Here is a 14,969-nt window from a genome sequence, read left to right on the forward strand (position 1 = left end):
TCTGATCAGGCGCAGTGCGCTGATCAGAACGCCTTGCGCACGGTGACGCCGAAGCTGCGCGGGTCGCCGGGCTGGCCATAAATGGCCCCGGAGTTACCGGCCTGAAGGCTCAGGAACTGCAGATACTCTTCGTTGAAGGCGTTCTTGGCCCACAGGAAGACCTCGGTGCCGCCGCTGGCGCGATAGCCGACGCGGAAGTTGGCGATGGTCGAGGCTTCGACCACGGTATATTTCGACACCGACGGATCGGAGTTCCAGTCCGAGCGGTAGGAGACGTCACCGCTGAAATAGGCGTCGCCGCTCAGCTTGCCGATCGTCACCGGTTGATTATATTCCCAGCCGATCGAGCCGGCCCACTCCGACACACCGGGCAGGTCCTTGCCGCTGAGGTCGGCAACCGAGGAACTGGACGATTGCAGTTCCAGAGGCGCCGGGCCGTTCTTGAACGAAGCGTATTTGCCGTCGGTATAGCTCACCGAGCCATAGATCAGGAGGTTGTCGGTCGGACGGAACTTGCCGTCCACTTCGACGCCGCGGACCTCGACCTTCTCGATATTGGCCAGGTAGGGACGGATGGCCCCCAGATTGCCGTCCACGACCGTCGCCTGATAGTCTTTGACGTCCGTGCTGTAGATCGCGACATTGACCGTGGCGCGCTTGTCCCAGAACTGCGTCTTCAGGCCCGCTTCGATGGTGTCCACCTCTTCCGGCTTGACCACGATGGAGGCGGTGAAGGGCTGGAAGTTGGCGTCGACCGGCACGCCGGCGGCATTGATGCCACCCGACTTGTAGCCCTTCGACAGATTGACATAGCCCAGCACGGTCGGCGTCAGGTCGTAGGCGAAGTTGATCTGACCCGACGGGCTGTCGTCCTGATAGTCCGCCGTATAGGCATAGGTCGGCGCGATATTGTTCTTCGCCGTGATCTGGGCCGGCACCGTGGTGGCCAGCCCGCCCGTGACGATCTGACGGAAGCTGCCGTCCTTTTCCTCATAGGTGTAGCGCAGGCCCGGCGTGATGCGGAAACGATCCGTGACATTCCAGGTCAGTTGCCCGAACAGGGCGTAGGAGCGCACCTTGGTCACCACGTGCGTATTGGAGGTCATCCCGTCGATCAGGTTCGAGGGCACGTTGGTCCCGATCAGCCAGAAGGCACCGTCCTTGCCCCACTGTTCCACGCCGTTGGTTTCGACGCGCTGGTTGAAGCCGTAGGCCCCGACCACCCAGTTGATCTTACGGTCGCCATTGGAGGCCAGACGGAACTCCTGAGAGATTTGCTGCTGCTCCGACGGGTTGTTCAACTTGGTGCGGATCGACAGCGAGGTGTAGTCGCGGTCGTTCTGCGGCGTCCAGTCCCAGTCGCGATAGGCCGTGATCAAGGTCAGGGTGACATCGCCCAGATCCCAGTTGACCGTGCCCGACAGGCCATTGATCACCTGCTTGGCTTCCAGCGGCGAATTGACGTCAACCAGACGGTCATAGGGGTTGGTGGACGGCGGCGCATAGTTGAGCGCTGCGGCCAATGCCGGGAACTGACGATTGGCCGCCCGCAGCGACGCACCGTAGCGCACAAAGGCCTGCGTGTTGGCTTCGGGGTCCTGATAGGCGAAGTCGTAGGACAGGCGCACATTCAGCTTATCCGACGGCTGCCACAGCAGTTGGGCGCGCAGAACCTGACTGTTTACGTCGTTCTGCTTGACGCTCAGATAGGTGTTCTTGAACAGGCCATCGCGTTTGGTGCCGCCGAAGGCGACACGCACCGCCACGGTGTCGCTGAGCGGACCCGACAGGCTGATCTTGGTTTGCAGGAAGCCATAGTCGCCGACGCTGGCCTCGATGCGGCCTTCCGGCGTAAAGCTGGGGGCGCGGGTGGTGATGTTGAGCGCGCCGGCGGTGGTGTTCTTGCCGAACAGGGTGCCTTGCGGGCCGCGCAGGATTTCCACGCGCTCGATGTCGATCAGATCGACAACGGCCGAGCCGGGGCGCGCATAAAAGACTTCATCGACATAGATGCCGACGCCCTGCTCCAGCCCGTCATTGGTCAGGCCGATACCCGACCCCAGACCGCGGATGGTCGTCGCCGTATTGCGCGGGTTGGATGAAATGAACTGAAGGCTGGGCTGCACCTTTTGCAGGTTTTCGACGTTATAGACGCCGGCGGATTCCAGTTGCTCGCCCGATATGGCCGATACGGCGATCGGCACCTTCTGCAGGTTTTCGCTTTTGCGGCGCGCGGTAATGTAAACATCGGTGATCGGGTTATCGCTGGCGGCCGCGTCATCGGCGGCGGGCGCATCAGCGGCAAACACAGGGGCAGCAAACACGGGGGCGGCAAAGGCGAGCGAAGAGGCACCGGCCAACAGGGCAAGCGCGACCTTCCCCGCTTTCGAAGCGGAGCGGTAGGTAGACATGGAGGAAACCTTCGTGTGTGAGAGGCGTCGCTTCCGGTCAGTCCGGTCAGGGGCGCGTGTGCGTTGTTTTTATGCGTTACAGGCCTGATTTCGTCAGGCTTCGCGGCGGGTCTCGAAACGGACCTTTTCGCTTTTTTCAATCTGAACGATGCGCGAGTCGTGGATCACGACCTCGACAGACCCATAACGGATCTGGCTGATGGCGTTCAGTATATGCTGCTCGGCCTCGGACAGGGTGCGCGACGGGTGCAGTTGATGCAGAGGGCTCATGGTGTTTTCCTCAGCGGCGTTAATTACCATAAGATAAGTCGTCTATAACGCCGTTGCCGTCAAACGGAATCTGGCTGAGTTTAGAAATCATCCTGTGTCGCTGAGCATGTTCAATGCGGCTTCGGCACGCCTAATTTCTATGCAAATTCCCAATCATTTAATTGATTTTATTATAAATTTAAAATTTCCCAAGCCCGCCCAATACGGTACTGAGCTACGCCGAACGTTCAAAACGCCCCTTGGCGAGGTCGCCACAAAGCCGCCCCGCTTTAGCCATACTAATTCAAATTTATCACCGGAAGAGTTTTAATTCCCGAAGATCAGGCGCCGTGAAAGAAGTCGTAGATGCGCTGCGCCAGGGCTTCGTTGATGCCCTCGACCTTGCGCAGGTCTTCCATGCGCGCCTTGCCCACCTCACGCCCCGACCCGAAGGCCGCCAGCAGGGCGCGCTTCTTGCGCGGGCCGATGCCCTCGATCTCGTCCAGCGGGTTCTTGGTGATCGCCGCGTCGCGTTTCTGACGATTGGCCCCGATGGCGTAGCGGTGCGCCTCGTCACGCAGGCGCTGGAGGTAGTAGAGAACCGGCGATTTCGGTTCCATCATGAACGGGTCGCGGCCCGGCATGAAAAAGCGCTCCATACCGGCGTCGCGGTCCGGCCCCTTGGCGACGCCGATGATCTTGATATCGGTCATGCCCAGTTCGTTCATGACCTCCAGCACAGCGTCGAGTTGTCCCTGCCCGCCATCGACCAGCACCAGATCGGGACGGCCGAAGCCCTCCTCTTCCGTGGCGTCGTCGGCGCGGTTTTTCAGACGCAGGAACCGGCGGCGGAAGACTTCGCGCATCATGGCGTAGTCGTCGCCGGCCTTCATCTTGTCAAGATCGCGTATGGTGAACTTGCGGTACTGGCCCTTCATGAAGCCTTCGGGCCCGGCCACCACCATGCCGCCGACGGCGTGTGTGCCGCCGAGGTGCGAGTTGTCGTAGATTTCGATGCGGTTGGGCGGGCCGGGCAGTTCGAAAATCTCCGCCACGCCCTTGAGCAGCCGCGTCTGGGCCGAATGTTCGGCCATGCGCCGCCCCAGCGCCGCCCTGGCGTTGTTGAGCGCGTGGGCCACAGCGTCGGCCTTTTCGCCGCGCTTGGGGCAATGAATCTCGACCTTGCGCCCGGCCCGCAGCGACAGGGCCTCCATCATCAGATCCGGCTCGCTCAGCGGATGCGAGACGAGGATGAGTTTCGGCACCGGGCGATCCTGATAGAACTGCCCAAGGAAAGCGTCGAGGATTTCGCCTTCGCCGCTATCGGCCTCTTCACCGCTGTCCGGCACGCGCGGGAAATAGGCGCGGTCGCCCCAGTTCTGCCCCGCCCGAAAGAAGATGCTCTGCACGCAGGCCGCGCCGCCTTCGCTGACCACCGCGAAGACGTCGGCCTCGGTCTCGCCGATACCAATGGACGAGGTCATGGAGACGTGGTTGAGCGAACGCACGCGGTCGCGCAGATGCGCCGCCTTTTCGAAATCCATATCGTCGGAGGCCTGCATCATACGTTTGGTCAGATCGTCTATGACCATCCGCGACCGCCCTTTGAGGAAGGCTTCGGCCTGCCCGACCAGACCGTTATAGTCCTCAAGGCTGATCTCGCCCGTACACGGCGCGGAGCAGCGGCGGATTTGATGCAACATGCACGGCCGCGTGCGCGAGGCGTAGACGCTGTCCGTACAGGTGCGCAGCAGGAAGGCGCGCTGCAGCGTATCGAGCGTGCGGTTGACCGCCCCGGTGGAGGCGAACGGCCCGAAATACTCGCCCTTGATCGAATGGGCCCCGCGGTGCTTGGTGATCTGGGCGGCCTCATGATCCTTGCGCACCAGAATCTCGGCAAAGGACTTGTCGTCGCGCAACAGCACATTATAGCGCGGCTTGAGCGCCTTGATCAGGCGCGCTTCCAGCAGCAGGGCCTCGCCCTCGGTCTGGGTGCGCACGATGACCATGGACCGCGTCAGGTAGACCATGCGGGCGATGCGCTGGGCGTGGACGCGCCCTTGCGCGTACTGAAGGATGCGCTTTTTCAGCGACTTGGCCTTGCCCACATAGAGCACCTCGTCGCCTTCGCCGATCATGCGATAGACGCCGGGCTTGTCCTCGGCCAGCCGCGCCTCACGCAGGATCAGGGCCGCGCCGGTCAGCACCTCTTCGGCATCGGCAATAAGGACTGGGGGGGACTCGTCGGTCGGCAAATCGGACATGGTCCCGATATAGGCGAAGCCCCGGAACGGGGCAAGAACATCCGCGGCGGGTTTCGCGGCATTGATACCCAGCCTGATGACAGAATTGCAAAGGTGCGCCACAGGAATTGACTTGCCATTGCGCCGGCATGGCGGCATGGAGAAGGTCTGCACACAAAAACGTGATCAAATGACCGCCACGCCCGCCGCCAGATCGTCCGAAATCCGCGCCCTGACGGGCCTGCGCGGAATCGCGGCCCTGTTCGTGGTGCTCTATCACGCCACCGGCTATTTCCGTTTCCCGGATCCTTGGCAGCATTACATCCGCCACGGCTATATCTCGGTCGACCTGTTCTTCGTCCTGTCCGGCTTCGTCATGGCCATGACCTATGGCAAGTTGTTCGACGCCGGTTTTCAATGGCCGAACTTCCGCAAATTCATCCTTATGCGCGTGGCGCGCGTCTGGCCGCTGTTCGCGCTGATGACGCTGATCACCGCTGCGCTGATCCCGACCCTTCTGGGCACGCGTTATTATTTCGAGGACGTCTGGCACGGCCTGCTGCCCAACCTGACCATGACTCAGGCCTGGGGACTGGCCAATTCCATCGTGCGCCCGTCGTGGTCGATTTCGACCGAATGGGCGGCCTATCTGGTCTTTCCTCTGCTGGTGATCGGCGCGCTCAAGGGCTCGTGGCAGCGTGCGCTGATCTGCGTCGCCGTGGCCGCCGGCCTTCTGGCGCTGGTCGCCTACGGCCCGCTGTGGTTCGGTCAGACGGCGCGGCGCTCCGGTCCGCTCGACATCGCCGCCTCCTACGCCACCGGCACCATGCTGCGCTGCCTGTTGAGCTTCTTCATCGGCATGGTCGCCTATCGCTTCCGGGCGCTGGTGCCGTCGCGCGCCGCCCTGCTCTGCCTTGTGGCCGCGCTGCTGCTGATCGCGTGGCGGCCTTCGGACCTGATTCTGGTCGGGCTGTTCGCGGGGCTGATCATGGCCTTGTCCGAGGACGAAGGCCCGGTGGCGAAGATGCTGTCCTGGCGTCCGGTCTATCTGGCCGGCGTGTGGTCCTACGCCATCTATCTGATCCACGATGTCGTGCTGTTCGGCGTCTTCCGCACCCTGCCGAAGCTGGGCCTGGCTTTGCCGGGCGAGCGCGTGCACTGGCTATGGGCGGGCGTCGCCCTCACGGTCGCCCTGTCGGCACTGGCGCATTACGGGTTTGAAAAGCCCTCGCGCGACGTGCTGCGCCGCCTGGTCGGTCGCTGGACCGCGCGCAAGCCGGAGCTTCACGCCTTAGCAGGCGACTTGCCCCTTGCGCCTACCACAGCGGGTCAGCCGGCGCCCCTTGCAGAGCTTCCTGTATCCGTCGCAAAGAGCCGCCGTTGATATTGTCCGGCAGGGCGTCGATATCGAAGAAATCGACATTCTTGATCTCGCCGTGCGAGGTCAGTTCGCCACGCTCGAAGCGGTCGATGCGGTAAAGCAGCACGTGGTCGCCGGGAAAGAAGCGCTCGTTGGAATGGATCGACAGCAGGCGTGGCGTTTCGAGCGCGACAATCCCCGCCTCCTCGCGCAGTTCGCGCACCACGGCGTCGCCGGTCGTCTCCATCGCATCGACGCCCCCGCCGGGCAGCCACCAACCTTCCAGATAGGTGTGCTCGATCAGCAGGACCCGGCGCTCGTCTTCGACCACCAGACCGCGCACGCCCAGCGTCTTGCCCCGCGTCATGCGCGAATGGGCAAAGAACAGCGGCCGGGTGTACGGCTCGACAAGGCGCTTCCAGTCTTCCATGTGGCGAAGATACGATAAATGCCCGCCCCCGCAACCCGGCGGCGGCGCTTTTTCGCAGTTGCGCGGTCAACAAAGCTTGAGTTCGTCCCGCAAGGCGCTTAATCAAATAAAAAACACGATCTGCCGGGAGCTTTCACATGTTGGCCATTGGAATTTTCGCTGCCTTCCTCGCCTTCTATCTGATCATCAACTACATCGATTTCGGCCGTATTGACTAAAACAGTTCCCCGGGTCGCCTTAGTCACCGGTGCCGCCAAACGCATTGGCCGCGCCGTAGCCTTCGCCCTGGCGCGCAAGGGCTACGATATCGGCGTGCATTACGGCACGTCCGACGCTGCCGCGCAGGCGCTGGTCGGAGACTTGCGAGCCTTGGGCGTGCGCGCGGCTGCGCTTCAGGCCGATCTGTCCGACGCCGACAGCGTAAAGGGCCTGATCCCCGCCGCCGCGGCGGCGCTGGGCCCCCTCTCCCTGCTGATCAACAATGCCTCGGTGTTTTTCGACGATCGCGCCGGCACCATGACGGTCGAACGCTGGCACGCCCATATGAACACCAACCTGCTCGCTCCCGTGCTGCTGGCGCAGGGCTTTGCCGCGCAGGTCGAATTGCCGGCTGTCGCGGCTATCGTCAACCTGATCGATCAGCGGGTGCTGAAACCCTCCCCACCCTTCTTTTCCTATGGACTGTCGAAGGCCGGGCTGTGGCACGCCACGCGCACGCTGGCGCAGGAACTGGCACCGCGCATCCGCGTCAACGCCGTAGGACCCGGCCCGACCCTGCCGTCGATTCACCAGAGCGAGGCCGAGTTTGAGGCCGAAGCCGCTTCGACCCTGCTGCAAAAGCGGGTGACGCCCGAACAGATTGCCGAGGCCGTGGTGTTTCTGGCCGAAGCGTCGTCGGTGACGGGGCAGATGATCTGCGTCGATTCGGGCCAGCATCTGGGCTGGAAGACACCGGATATGGAAGGGCTGTAGTCCTACATACCTTCCCAGCTTTGCTGGAGCGGTATGATTTACTTCGTGCGTTCGACGCTGTAGTCGGCCAGCGCTTCAAGCGCGTCCCGCCATTCGGACGGTTCAAAGCCCGTCAACGCGTCCTTGGCCTTCTGGGCGTAGTGGCGCGCCGTTTCGATCGTCCTGGCCATGGCGCCCGATTCGACGATCAGTGCCTGAGCCCGCGCCAGATCGCCGTCGCTCTGCGCGCGCATGGACACGGTGCGGTGCCAGAAATCGGCTTCCTGCGGCGTCGCCTTGACGGCGAGTATCAGAGGCAGGGTCGCCTTGCCCTCGGCAAAATCGTCGCCGGCATTCTTGCCCAGGCTCTGTGCCGTGCCGCCGTAATCCAGCGCGTCGTCCTGAATCTGGAAGGCCAGACCGAGGTTCATGCCGTAGTCGCGCAAGGCCTGCTGACGCACCGGCGTGGCACCGGCCCCGACCGCACCGCTTTCGGACGCCGCCGCGAACAAAGCCGCCGTCTTGGCCGAAATGATCTCAATATAGGTCGCTTCCGACAGGCCCACATCGTAGGCCTTCATCAGTTGCAGCACCTCGCCTTCGGCGATGACGCCCGACGCCTTGGACAGGATGCCCAGCGCCTGAAGCGAATCCGTCTCGACCATCAGCTCGAAGGCGCGCGCGAACAGGAAATCGCCGACCAGCACCGAAGACGGCGCGCCCCAGATGAGGTGCGCGGCGACCTTGCCGCGGCGCAACTGGCTGGAATCGACCACGTCGTCGTGCAGGAGGGTCGCGGTGTGGATGAACTCGACCGCCGCCGACAACTTGTGATGGTGCACATTCGTCGTGCCGGCCAGACGCGCCGCCGCCACGCACAACAGCGGGCGCAACCGTTTGCCGCCGGCGCTGATCAGGTGCTCGGCCAAAGCCGGAATCACCGCGACGTCGCTTTGCATACGATCGGTGATGATGGCGTTGACCGCCGCCATGTCGTCGGCGCACAGACGCACCAGCGCCTCGACATCCGCCTTGCCCGCGACCTGTGCGGGGGCTGACTTGTGCGTTTTCTCGATATTGGCGGTATCCAAAACCAACGACTCCGGCACCCTGGAAAGTGTTAAATCCCCTTAAACTTCCTTTACGGCTTAGTCCATGCCCCGCGCGGCGACTTTGTGCTATATCCCGATAAAATTGATACCGTTCCGGATACGAACCCCTTGGAAGAGTCAGCGTCTACGCTCCGCCCCGACATCCTGGAAACCACCCTGCTGGGCGGACGGGTTTCCCTGTGGCAACCCGCGAAGGGCTACCGAATCGGCATGGATGGCGCGCTGCTGGCGGCAGGCGCTGCGGGGATCGTGAATGAAGGCCGCAGCAAGGCCCCGACGGTTCTGGAACTCGGCTGCGGCGTCGGGGGCGTCATTTTGTCGCTGGCGGCGCGTTGCCCGCAGGTGAGCGCCACCGGCATCGAGCGCGACGCGGCGACCTTCGCCCTGACCGAAAGGAATCTGGCGCGCAGCGGCGGGCCGCATCGCGCTATCCATGGAGATATCGGCACGGGCTATCGGTCCTTCGACCTGCCGCGTTTCGATCTGGTGCTGAGCAATCCGCCCTATTTCGACGATCCCGATACGCTGCGCGCGCCGCATGAACTGAAGCGTCCGGCTTGGATCGCCGATGACGGTTTGCAGGCGTGGCTCGATTTCGCACAGGCTGCGGTAGTGGACGGCGGGGACATCCTGTTCGTACACCGCGCCGACCGACTGGGCGATATTCTCGGTGGCCTGCCCAAGTGCGGATCGTTCATCATCCGCCCGATCCAGCCGTTTGTGGACAAGGAGGCCAAACGCGTGCTTGTCCGCGCCAAGCGCCTCGGCAAGGCACCATTGCGCCTGTTGCCGCCGCTGATCCTGCACGACGATGGCGAGCGTAAACACACACCCGAAGTCGAGGCGATCCTGCGCGGGGAAGCGGAATTGGGGTGGTAAGCCGTCGCAAAGTACGTTTCAAATGCCACAAAAATCATTCAAAATAGAAATTTGCCGTGTCGGACCTTAGACAAGATATAAAAGATGCATATTACAAGGAACTCGAAAGACGAGATTCCATTGTAAATTCAACATCAATGCCCATGGGATTGATGCCAATATTATTTACACTTTTATTTTTTATCTTTTCAAAAATAGAAAAGGAAATTTCATTAAATTCAATTGCAGCATATGAATTTTCATTAATTGGATTTTACTGCCTAACGGTCTCATGTATTTATCTATCAATGGCCGTATGGAGTCACGATTACAACTTCATTCCACATATGACCTCAATTATTAAATACAAGTCAGAGTTAATTGAGAGCGCTACAGAAAGAGAAACCGAAGAAACTGCTGAGAAAAAAGCAACCAATCATTTGTACGATCAATACGCCGAATGTGCCACTCTGAATGCAATAAGGAATAAATTCAAAGCAGAATCGATTTACGAATGCAAAAAATGGCTGATGATTTCTCTTGGAATAATTATGACATCTGGTCTTCTCATTATACCAAATTTAATTAGTAATGACTCTTCCATATCCATATCAATCACAAAGGAGTAGCCATGCAGGAAGAAAATCAATCTCCTCCACCACCCCCTCCTCCACCACCGGCAATCCCAACTCCTCCTCCTAGTCGATTAGAGAAAAACAGCAGCGACTTTCCTGTGCGTCACAACGACGAATAAAAGTCTTCATCTACAAATAAGCCCCGCCACGTGAACCGTGACGGGGCCATTTGTTCCAACTCACGGGTGCAGGGGCAACTGCCCCTGCAAAAACCGCTTCGCACTTTTTGGACTGCGCTTAATTGACCGTCGGGCGGCCGATCACCAGATGCTCGCCGTCGAAGCCGACGCTGATCACGTCCCCGTCCGAATACTCTCCAACGAGGATGCGTTTGGCGATGGCGTCGACCAGTTGCTTCTGGATCACCCGCTTCAGCGGTCGCGCGCCGTAGGCCGGCTCGTAGCCCAGTTCGGCGAGGTGGTTCAGCGCCGCGTCGTCGATGGCGAGGGTCATCTGACGATCCTTGAGCAGCTTCTCCAGACCCTTGAGCTGAATACGCACGATACTGCCCATCTGCGCCCGACCGAGGCGTTGGAAGAGGATGGTCTCGTCGATGCGGTTGAGGAATTCCGGCCGGAAGTGGCGCTTGACCTCTTCCATGACCAGACCACGCACCATTTCGACGTCGGCCCCGTCCTCCATATTGACGAGGAACTGCGAACCGAGGTTCGAGGTCATGACGATCAGGGTGTTGCGGAAATCGACCACGCGCCCCTGCCCGTCGGTCAGACGCCCGTCGTCCAGCACCTGAAGCAGAACGTTGAAGACGTCCGGGTGCGCCTTTTCGACCTCATCGAACAGCACGACCTGATAGGGCCGGCGGCGCACGGCCTCGGTCAGCGCGCCGCCCTCGTCGTAACCGACATAGCCCGGAGGCGCGCCGATCATGCGCGAGACGGCGTGCTTTTCCATATATTCCGACATGTCGAGGCGTGTGATCGCGGTCTCGTCATCGAACAGAAATTCGGCCAGCGCCTTGTTCAGTTCGGTCTTGCCGACGCCCGTAGGCCCCAGGAAGAGGAAGGAACCGATCGGGCGATTGGGGTCTTTCAGCCCCGCCCGCGCACGGCGCACGGCGTCGGACACGGCTTCGAGGGCCTCGTCCTGACCGACGACGCGCTTGCGCAGTTCGTCCTCCATGCGCAGCAGCTTGTCGCGTTCGCCTTCCAGCATCTTGTCAACCGGAATGCCGGTCCAGCGCGAGACGACCTGAGCGATCTGAGACGAATCCACCACTTCCGGGGTCAGCGGCGCTTCTTCCGACTTGGACTCCGCCTCAGCCACCCGTTTTTCCAGTTGCGGGATCTGACCGTAGAGGATTTCCGACGCCCGTTGCAGGTCGCCGGAGCGCTGCGCCGCCTGAAGTTCGATCCGGACGCGATCCAGCGCTTCGCGGGCGCGCGAGGCGGCCCCAACCTTGTCCTTTTCGGACTGCCAGCGGGCGGTCAGTTCGGCGGACTTGCCTTCCAGCTCGCCCAGTTCCTCATTGAGCTTTTCGAGGCGCGTCTTCGACCCCGTATCGCTTTCCTTTTGCAAGGCCTCGCGCTCGATCTTGAGCTGCACGATGCGACGGTCGAGTTCGTCCAGTTCTTCCGGCTTGGAATCGACGGCCATGCGCACGCGCGAACCGGCCTCATCGATCAGGTCGATAGCCTTGTCCGGCAGGAAGCGGTCGGCGATATAGCGGTTCGACAGGGTCGCCGCTGCCACGATGGCGCTGTCGGAAATCTTGACGCCGTGGTGGACCTCGTACTTTTCCTTCAGGCCGCGCAGGATGGAAATGGTGTCCTCGACCGTCGGTTCCTGCACGAAAACCGGCTGGAAGCGGCGGGCCAGAGCCGGGTCCTTCTCGACGTGCTTCTGGTATTCATCGAGCGTGGTGGCGCCGACACAGTGCAGTTCGCCGCGCGCCAGAGCGGGTTTCAGCAGGTTCGAAGCGTCCATGGCGCCGTCCGACTTACCGGCACCGACCAGCGTGTGCATTTCGTCGATGAACAGCACGATCTGGCCTTCGGCCTGCGTCACTTCGTTGAGCACGGCCTTCAGGCGCTCCTCGAACTCGCCGCGGTACTTGGCCCCGGCGATCAGCGCGCCCATGTCGAGCGATAAAAGCTTCTTGTCTTTCAGGGATTCCGGCACGTCGCCATTGACGATGCGCTGAGCCAGACCTTCGACAATGGCAGTCTTGCCCACGCCCGGCTCACCGATCAGGACGGGGTTGTTCTTGGTGCGGCGGGCCAGCACCTGAATCGTGCGGCGAATCTCTTCGTCACGGCCGATGACCGGGTCGATCTTGCCATCCAGCGCGGCCTGAGTCAGGTCACGGGCATATTTGTTGAGCGCATCGAAACCGGCTTCGGCATTGGCCGAATTGGCGGGCTTGCCCTTGCGGAATTCCTTCTGCGCGTCCTTAAGCGACCCCAGCGATGTGCCCGCGGCCTTGAGCAGGGTCGCGCCGTCGCCATTGTTCAGCGCCGCCACCAGCAGGCGATCGGCCGTGACAAAGGCGTCGCCGCCCTTATTGGCGTCGTTTTCCGCTTCGGTGAAGGCTTTGGCGGTATCATTGTGCATATAAAGCTGCTGTGAACCGCCGGTGACGGACGGCAGCTTGTTCAGCGCCGTATCGACCGCGCCGACAAAGGCTTCCGGACGACCGCCCGCGCGCTCGATCAGCGGATGCGCCACGGATTCGCGATCCTCGGTCAGCGCCTTGAGCAGATGCAGAGGTGTGAAATACTGATGATTTCGGCTCTGGGCGATGGCCTGAGCGCTCTGGATAAGCTTCTGAGTTTTCTCAGAGTATTTGTCGATATTCATAGTCTGGCTTCCCCTTTAGAGGCGGATGGATTTGAGCGGCCCTTCGACGGAAGCGACCGCTCATGTTCTCCGATATGGTGTGATCTTCGCGCCACACAAGGGGCCACAAAAGCGGAATTATGTCGCAGGTCAGCGAATGAGAACGACTTGAAAATCCGTCAATCCCTGCCACGCCGCATCGGCTGTCAGCACCGGCATCTCCCGCACCTTAGCGAGAGCCAGACAGGCGCGGTCACCCAGTGACAAACCCAGTGCGCGGGTAGTCAGGCGCAGCGCACCCGCCAAAAAGGCCTGTTCGACATCGTGAGCGACGACCTCTATGCCCAAGGCCTCCACGGCTTGCCTTGCGGTTTCCGACGGCAGGCCCTTTTCGCACAGTTTAGCGATCACTTCCGAAAAATTGACGGCGGAAATCATCGCGTCGGGCAGTACGGCCTGTACGCGATCGGCCCCGGCTTCGTTGAACAGCAGAGCCAGCACCGCCGAGCTGTCGAGGATATAATCACTCATGATCGGCGGCGGCACGCCTGTCGCGAATCAATTCCTCCGCTACATTTCCGGGAGCTGTGGCGTAATCCCTGACCAGCGCCTGTGCCCGCTTGACGGCCAGATCGACCGGCTCAAGGATTACGGCTCCGTCCACCAGTCGAGCTACCAGCCTGCCCCCGGTGGGTAAGCCCATTTCCGCACGCATCTGTGCGGGGATGACCAGACGGCCATTGGCCGCCAGTGTTATGTGGGTCTGGTACATGCCGCACCTCGAAATGTCATATTTTAAAATAATGACACTTGAAGAAAAAATGTCAATCAGAGGCGGATCACATAGGTCTTCAGCGTCGTCTCGATGACTTCCCACACGCCCGTAAAGCCGGGCCGCAGCACGAAACGCGAGCCGGTCTCCAGCCGCAGCGGCGGCTTGCCGTCTTCGTGCAGGACCGAAACCCCTTCAAGTATTTCGCAATATTCCCATTCGTCGTAAATGACGCCCCACGCGCCCGGCGTCGCCTGCCAGAAACCGGCCCAGGTCTTTTCATCCGCAGAGGTTTCGAGATTCCACGTCAGGAAACGCGGATCGCCGGAAACCACACGCTCCGGCGCCGGCGCACCCGCTTCGGGTTGCGGCAAGGCCTCACGATCGAACAGCAAGAGGGTCATGACCACCTCAAAATGCAAAAAACCGGCCCTGATTAGACATCAGAGCCGGTTCGGATTCTCTCACATAAGCCGAAAACCTATTTCGGCGCCAGGATCATGATCATCTGGCGGCCTTCCATTTTCGGCTCATATTCCACCTTGGTGGTGCCTTCGAAGTCCGCCTTGACCTGATTGAGCAGTTTCAATCCCAGTTCCGGATGGGCCATTTCACGGCCACGGAAGCGGAGCGTCACCTTGACCTTGTCGCCTTCTTCGAAGAAGCGCGTCATGGCCTTGGCCTTCACCTCGTAATCGTGTTTATCGATATTCGGGCGAAGTTTGATTTCCTTGATTTCGACGACCTTCTGCTTCTTGCGGGCTTCGGCCTTCTTCTTCTGCTCCTGGAAGCGGAACTTGCCGTAGTCGAGAATCTTGCAGACGGGCGGATCGGCGGTCGGGGAGACTTCGACCAGATCAAGACCGGCTTCTTCGGCGGCTTCCAGCGCGGCGGAAGTCGGCATGATACCCTGCTTCTCACCGTTATGGTCGATCAGGAGGACACGCGGAACCTTGATGTCCTGATTGATACGGGGGCCGTCTTTCGCGGGCGGGGCTTGCATTGGGCGACGAATAGGGATGTCTCCATGGACTGTTTAAACGGGCCGGACTCACCTGTCCGGAACTGGGGCCTAATTATAGGAAGGGGCCAGGGGTGATCAATCCCCTTTATGGCGCGCAAGGCGTTAATTTTTCAGCCTGTTGCCGCCTC

General features: G+C 61.0%; 14 protein-coding genes. 4 read left to right on the forward strand and 10 right to left on the reverse strand.

Features of this window, described 5'->3' with window-relative positions; translation table 11 throughout:
• Positions 1-23: 23 nt before the first annotated feature.
• From LH365_RS14405 to uvrC, 3 genes are all read right to left on the reverse strand, one after another.
• Complete coding sequence (locus LH365_RS14405) at positions 24-2,411, reverse strand: TonB-dependent receptor (RefSeq protein WP_226746053.1); 2,388 nt, start codon at positions 2,409-2,411, stop codon at positions 24-26.
• A 93-nt stretch (positions 2,412-2,504) separates the two neighbouring features.
• Positions 2,505-2,681 (reverse strand): YezD family protein, encoded by a 177-nt coding sequence (locus tag LH365_RS14410; protein WP_226746054.1) that lies wholly within the window; start codon positions 2,679-2,681, stop codon positions 2,505-2,507.
• Between the two features lie 320 nt (positions 2,682-3,001).
• Positions 3,002-4,924 carry an excinuclease ABC subunit UvrC gene (gene uvrC / locus LH365_RS14415; protein ID WP_226746055.1) on the reverse strand — a complete coding sequence of 641 codons (1,923 nt, stop codon included), beginning with the start codon at positions 4,922-4,924 and terminating at the stop codon, positions 3,002-3,004.
• Between the two features lie 169 nt (positions 4,925-5,093).
• On the opposite strand from uvrC, the gene LH365_RS14420 reads away from it, so the two are divergent.
• Complete coding sequence (locus tag LH365_RS14420) at positions 5,094-6,287, forward strand: acyltransferase (protein ID WP_226746056.1); 1,194 nt, start codon at positions 5,094-5,096, stop codon at positions 6,285-6,287.
• Here the strand turns inward: LH365_RS14420 and LH365_RS14425 are convergent.
• Positions 6,220-6,693, reverse strand: a complete 474-nt coding sequence (locus LH365_RS14425) for an NUDIX domain-containing protein (RefSeq protein WP_226746057.1) — start codon at positions 6,691-6,693, stop codon at positions 6,220-6,222. The genes LH365_RS14420 and LH365_RS14425 overlap by 68 nt on opposite strands.
• Before the next feature lie 210 nt (positions 6,694-6,903).
• On the opposite strand from LH365_RS14425, the gene LH365_RS14430 reads away from it, so the two are divergent.
• Positions 6,904-7,665: an SDR family oxidoreductase gene (locus LH365_RS14430; RefSeq protein WP_226746058.1), complete on the forward strand. Its 762-nt coding sequence runs from the start codon at positions 6,904-6,906 to the stop codon at positions 7,663-7,665.
• 38 nt (positions 7,666-7,703) lie between these two features.
• Here LH365_RS14430 and LH365_RS14435 read toward each other — a convergent pair whose 3' ends face one another.
• Positions 7,704-8,735 (reverse strand): polyprenyl synthetase family protein, encoded by a 1,032-nt coding sequence (locus LH365_RS14435; protein ID WP_226746285.1) that lies wholly within the window; start codon positions 8,733-8,735, stop codon positions 7,704-7,706.
• Between the two features lie 129 nt (positions 8,736-8,864).
• Here LH365_RS14435 and LH365_RS14440 point away from each other — a divergent pair, with 129 nt between their 5' ends.
• Both LH365_RS14440 and LH365_RS14445 read left to right on the forward strand, forming a co-directional pair.
• Positions 8,865-9,635 carry a tRNA1(Val) (adenine(37)-N6)-methyltransferase gene (locus LH365_RS14440; RefSeq protein WP_226746059.1) on the forward strand — a complete coding sequence of 257 codons (771 nt, stop codon included), beginning with the start codon at positions 8,865-8,867 and terminating at the stop codon, positions 9,633-9,635.
• A 56-nt stretch (positions 9,636-9,691) separates the two neighbouring features.
• Entirely contained in the window at positions 9,692-10,243 is a 552-nt protein-coding gene (locus LH365_RS14445; RefSeq protein WP_226746060.1) for a hypothetical protein, read from the forward strand.
• Positions 10,244-10,486: 243 nt separating this feature from the next.
• Here LH365_RS14445 and clpB read toward each other — a convergent pair whose 3' ends face one another.
• The 5 genes from clpB to infC all read right to left on the reverse strand — a co-directional run bounded on the left by clpB (position 10,487) and on the right by infC (position 14,820).
• Entirely contained in the window at positions 10,487-13,066 is a 2,580-nt protein-coding gene (gene clpB / locus LH365_RS14450) for an ATP-dependent chaperone ClpB (protein WP_226746061.1), read from the reverse strand.
• Positions 13,067-13,195: 129 nt separating this feature from the next.
• The gene (locus LH365_RS14455) at positions 13,196-13,576 is read right to left on the reverse strand and encodes a type II toxin-antitoxin system VapC family toxin (protein WP_226746062.1); all 381 of its coding nucleotides are present in this window, start codon (positions 13,574-13,576) and stop codon (positions 13,196-13,198) included.
• A complete protein-coding gene (locus tag LH365_RS14460) occupies positions 13,569-13,817 on the reverse strand; it encodes an AbrB/MazE/SpoVT family DNA-binding domain-containing protein (protein WP_226746063.1) in 249 nt (82 codons plus the stop codon). Before LH365_RS14460 ends, LH365_RS14455 begins: the two co-directional genes overlap by 8 nt.
• Positions 13,818-13,873: 56 nt before the next feature.
• Complete coding sequence (locus tag LH365_RS14465) at positions 13,874-14,221, reverse strand: cupin domain-containing protein (RefSeq protein ID WP_226746064.1); 348 nt, start codon at positions 14,219-14,221, stop codon at positions 13,874-13,876.
• Between the two features lie 77 nt (positions 14,222-14,298).
• Complete coding sequence (gene infC, locus LH365_RS14470; protein ID WP_107870555.1) at positions 14,299-14,820, reverse strand: translation initiation factor IF-3; 522 nt, start codon at positions 14,818-14,820, stop codon at positions 14,299-14,301.
• Between the last annotated feature and the right edge of the window lie 149 nt (positions 14,821-14,969).

The organism is Asticcacaulis sp. AND118, assembly GCF_020535245.1.
Lineage (GTDB): Bacteria > Pseudomonadota > Alphaproteobacteria > Caulobacterales > Caulobacteraceae > Asticcacaulis.

Coding starts and splice junctions, on each gene's coding strand:
- LH365_RS14455 (WP_226746062.1), bottom strand. CDS start 13,576: ATGAGTGATTATATCCTCGACAGCTCGGCGGTGCTGGCTCTGCTGTTC.
- LH365_RS14405 (WP_226746053.1), bottom strand. CDS start 2,411: ATGTCTACCTACCGCTCCGCTTCGAAAGCGGGGAAGGTCGCGCTTGCC.
- LH365_RS14420 (WP_226746056.1), top strand. CDS start 5,094: ATGACCGCCACGCCCGCCGCCAGATCGTCCGAAATCCGCGCCCTGACG.
- LH365_RS14425 (WP_226746057.1), bottom strand. CDS start 6,693: ATGGAAGACTGGAAGCGCCTTGTCGAGCCGTACACCCGGCCGCTGTTC.
- clpB (WP_226746061.1), bottom strand. CDS start 13,066: ATGAATATCGACAAATACTCTGAGAAAACTCAGAAGCTTATCCAGAGC.
- uvrC (WP_226746055.1), bottom strand. CDS start 4,924: ATGTCCGATTTGCCGACCGACGAGTCCCCCCCAGTCCTTATTGCCGAT.
- LH365_RS14460 (WP_226746063.1), bottom strand. CDS start 13,817: ATGTACCAGACCCACATAACACTGGCGGCCAATGGCCGTCTGGTCATC.
- LH365_RS14410 (WP_226746054.1), bottom strand. CDS start 2,681: ATGAGCCCTCTGCATCAACTGCACCCGTCGCGCACCCTGTCCGAGGCC.
- infC (WP_107870555.1), bottom strand. CDS start 14,820: ATGCAAGCCCCGCCCGCGAAAGACGGCCCCCGTATCAATCAGGACATC.
- LH365_RS14465 (WP_226746064.1), bottom strand. CDS start 14,221: ATGACCCTCTTGCTGTTCGATCGTGAGGCCTTGCCGCAACCCGAAGCG.